This window comes from Kineococcus indalonis (assembly GCF_009906395.1).
In the GTDB taxonomy this organism is placed as follows: Bacteria; Actinomycetota; Actinomycetes; order Actinomycetales; family Kineococcaceae; genus Kineococcus; species Kineococcus indalonis.
In genome coordinates this window covers 1-3,421 of record NZ_JAAALM010000447.1, presented here as the reverse complement: position 1 = coordinate 3,421, position 3,421 = coordinate 1, and the positions used below count along the sequence as shown (strand labels likewise).

The window sequence follows — 3,421 nt, the reverse complement described above, 5'->3', positions numbered from 1 at the left end:
GCGCGGGCCCGTCTCCGGTCAGCACCCGCAGCGGCTCGTTGAGGTCGGAGGAGTTCAGGTCCCCGCCCACCACGACGGGCCCGCGCGCGCCCAGCTCCCGGGCCAGCCGCGCGTAGCGGCGCGCCTCCGCCACCCGGGTGCGGGCCGCCTGCGCGGTGCCGCCCGCCGGGTTCGCCTCCCGGCTCCAGGGCGTGCACCCCAGGCAGGGGGAGGCCAGGTGCAGCGAGAGCACCGGCAGCGCGCGCGGCCCGCCGCGCGCCGAGGCGTCCAGCACGACGACGGCGGCCGGGCGCGCCCCCGCCGGCAGCCCCGGCACGGGGGTGACCGACACGATCGGCAGCGTGGACCACACCGCGCCGTCGCCCAGGCCGCTCTCCCCGCCGTACCAGCGGTGCGCGTACCGCGGGTGGCGCCGGCGCAGGAACTCCCGCGAGCGCGCGTCCACCTCCTGCAGCAGCAGCACGTCCGGCCGGTGCTCGTCCACCAGCAGCCGCAGCCCCTCCAGGCCCCGCGTGCCGCTGGTGTTGAACGTCGCCACCCGCAGGTCCGCCGCGCCGCCGCCGCGGCCGGGCAGCGCGTACGGGCCCAGCAGCGCCCCGGCCGCCAGCGCCGGCACCAGCACCGAGGCCAGCACGCCCCACGCGCGCGCCGCCACGGCCACCGGCACCACCGCCAGCGCCGGCGCCAGCCACCAGAACGCCACCAGCGCCACCGCGTACGTGGCCGCGGTGCCGTCACCGGCCACCGCCACCGCCGCGACGGCGGCGGTGGCGGTGGCGCCGTACAGCAGCGCCGGCGCGCGCAGCAGCGTCCCCGCCCTCACCGGCGGCGGGGACGGCTCACGCGGTGCCCGTCCCGTCCACCGGGAGCGCCGCGGGCGCCGCGGGGGCCGCGCGCAGGGCGGTGTGCACCACGTCGGGGGTCAGCACGCCCAGGAACTCCGTGCCCTCCAGCACCGGCAGGAACCGCAGCTCCTGCCCCAGCAGCGTGGAGAACGCGCTGCGCATCGTCTCCGCCCGCTGCACCACCACCGGGAACGGCTGCGTCCAGTCCCCGACGCGGCCGGCGCGGTCCCCGCGGCGCATCGCCTCCGTCAGCGCCCCGCGCGGCACCCACCCGACGAGCTCGCGGCTGTCCGGCTCCAGCACCACGCCCCACGAGCGGCCGTCGACCTCCAGCGCGGTGGCGGCGTACGCCACGCCGTCCCCGGGCGCCAGCGTCGCCGGCACCTCCAGGTCCTCCGGGCGGATCGGCGTCACCGCCAGGCGGCGCAGCCCCCGGTCGGAGCCGACGAACTGCACGACGAAGTCCGTCGCCGGGTCCGACAGCAGCGCGCCCGGCTCGGCGTACTGCTCCAGGTGCCCGCCGGTGGACAGCACCGCGATGCGGTCGGCCAGCCGCACCGCCTCGTCCAGGTCGTGCGTCACGAACAGGGCCGTCTTGCCCAGCTCGGTCTGCAGCCGGCGGAACTCCGCCTGCAGCCGGTCGCGCACCACCGGGTCCACCGCGCCGAACGGCTCGTCCAGCAGCAGCACCGGCGGGTCCGCCGCCAGCGCCCGCGCCACGCCCACGCGCTGCTGCTGCCCGCCGGACAGCTCGCGCGGGTAGCGGCGCCCGTGCAGGCCCGGCTCCAGCCCCACCAGCTCCAGCAGCTCGTCGGCGCGCGCCCGGCGCGCCCGCGCGTCCCACCCCAGCAGCCGGGGCACGGTGGCGACGTTGTCGCGCACCGTGCGGTGCGGCAGCAGCCCGCCGGCCTGGATGACGTAGCCGATGCCGCGGCGCAGCTCCACCGCGTCCACGTGGGCGGTGTCGCGGCCGTCGACGACCACCCGCCCGCTGGTGGGCTCCACCAGGCGGTTCACCATCCGCAGGATCGTGGACTTGCCGCAGCCGCTGGGGCCCACCAGGGCCACCAGCTCGCCGCGGCGCACGTCCATCGTCAGCTCGCGCACCGCCTCGGTGCCGTCGCGGTAGCGCTTGCCGACCCCCTCGAAGCGGATCGCCGGCTCCTCGTCCCCCTGCGCCCCGGACCCGGTCGCACCCTCTCCGATCACCCCCGGAGCCTCGCCGACGCGGCGTCGCGGCGCAACGCGTCTGGCACGCTGGCGCCCGTGGACCACGAGGCGGGGCGCGGTGCGGGTCGCGGGGCGGAGCGCGAGGCCGGGCGCGAGGCCGGGCGCGAGGCCGGGCGCGAGGCCGGGCGCGAGGCCGGGCGGGAGGTCGAGCGGGAGGGGGGCGCGCCGCGGGCCGCGGTGGACCCCTTCGACCCGCCCGGGGTGACCTGGCGGCGCGTGTCCCCGCGCCTGGTCGCCTCCCAGCGCACCGCCAACACCCTCACCAGCGCGCCCCTGGTGCTCGTGCTGCTCGTGCTGGCGGCCCTGCTGACCTGGTGGATCGCGCTGGGCGCCGCCGCCGTGGCCGCCCTGTGGGCGTGGGGGTGGTGGCTCAGCGGCCGGCAGGTGCCCGCCTGGGGCTACGCCGAGCGCGACGAGGACCTCCTCGTGCGCCACGGCCTGCTCTTCCGCTCCCTCGTCGTGGTGCCCTACGGGCGGCTGCAGTACGTCGACGTGGAGGCCGGCCCCGTGGACCGCCGCTTCGGCCTGGCGAAGGTGCAGCTGCACACCGCCTCCCCGGACACCGACGCCGCCGTGCCCGGGCTGCCCCCCGAGGAGGCCGCCCGCCTGCGCGACCGCCTCGCCGAGCGCGGCCAGGCCCGCCTGGCGGGGCTGTGAGCACCGCCGCGCCCGGCCCGGCCGGGCCGGGGGGGAGCGGCGAGCCCGCCGCGGCGGGCGCCGCGCCCGCCGCCCACGTCGTCGCGCCCGACGTCGCCGCCCACCTGGACGCCCCCACCCGCGCCGTCCTGGACGACCCCGGCTGGCGCCGCCTGCACCCCGTCACGCCCCTGCTGCGCGCCTGGAAGGCCGTCGCCGCCGTCCTCGCCGTCGTCGTCGTGCAGAACGGCGACGAGATCGTGCGCGCCGACGTCCCCGCCTGGCTGCTGGCCGTGGTCCTGCTCGGCGGGCTGCTCGTCATCGCCCTGGTCGGCGCCGGCTACAGCGCCCTGGCCTGGCGCCGCACCCGCTACCGCGTCGACTCCCGCGCCGTGCACGTCGAGCGCGGCGTCCTGTGGCGCCAGGAGCGGCGCGCCCAGCTGGACCGCCTGCAGGCCGTCGACGTCGTGCGCCCCCTGCTCGGGCGCCTCTTCGGCCTCGCCGAGCTGCGCCTGGAGGTCGCCGGCGGCTCCGGCAGCAAGGTGTCCCTGGCGTACCTGCGCGAGGAGGAGGCGCAGCGGGTGCGCAACGCCCTGCTCGCCGCCGCCGCCGGCCTGCGCCTCGACGACGACGGCCACGGCGCCCTCAGCGCCCCCGAGGCCCCCCACCGGCCCGTCGTGCAGGTCCCCCCGCGCCGCCTCGTGCACGCC

The 3,421-nt window shown here is 79.6% G+C and carries 4 protein-coding genes; 2 read left to right on the top strand and 2 right to left on the bottom strand.

Going from position 1 to position 3,421, the window contains the following annotated elements; all coding sequences use genetic code 11:
• Together GTR00_RS26000 and GTR00_RS25165 are read right to left on the bottom strand one after the other, a co-directional pair.
• A partial coding sequence (locus tag GTR00_RS26000) for an endonuclease/exonuclease/phosphatase family protein (protein WP_166612809.1) occupies window positions 1–823 on the bottom strand: 823 nt, incomplete at its 3' end.
• A gap of 16 nt (window positions 824–839) precedes the next feature.
• Window positions 840–2,054, bottom strand: a complete 1,215-nt coding sequence (locus tag GTR00_RS25165) for an ABC transporter ATP-binding protein (protein WP_323132565.1) — start codon at window positions 2,052–2,054, stop codon at window positions 840–842.
• Between the two features lie 57 nt (window positions 2,055–2,111).
• On the opposite strand from GTR00_RS25165, the gene GTR00_RS17205 reads away from it, so the two are divergent.
• Window positions 2,112–2,732, top strand: coding sequence for a PH domain-containing protein (locus tag GTR00_RS17205; protein ID WP_323132564.1), 621 nt, complete (start codon window positions 2,112–2,114; stop codon window positions 2,730–2,732).
• Window positions 2,729–3,421, top strand: a 693-nt coding sequence (locus GTR00_RS25995) for a PH domain-containing protein (RefSeq protein WP_166612808.1), incomplete at its 3' end; no start/stop codon positions are given. The genes GTR00_RS17205 and GTR00_RS25995, both read left to right, overlap by 4 nt.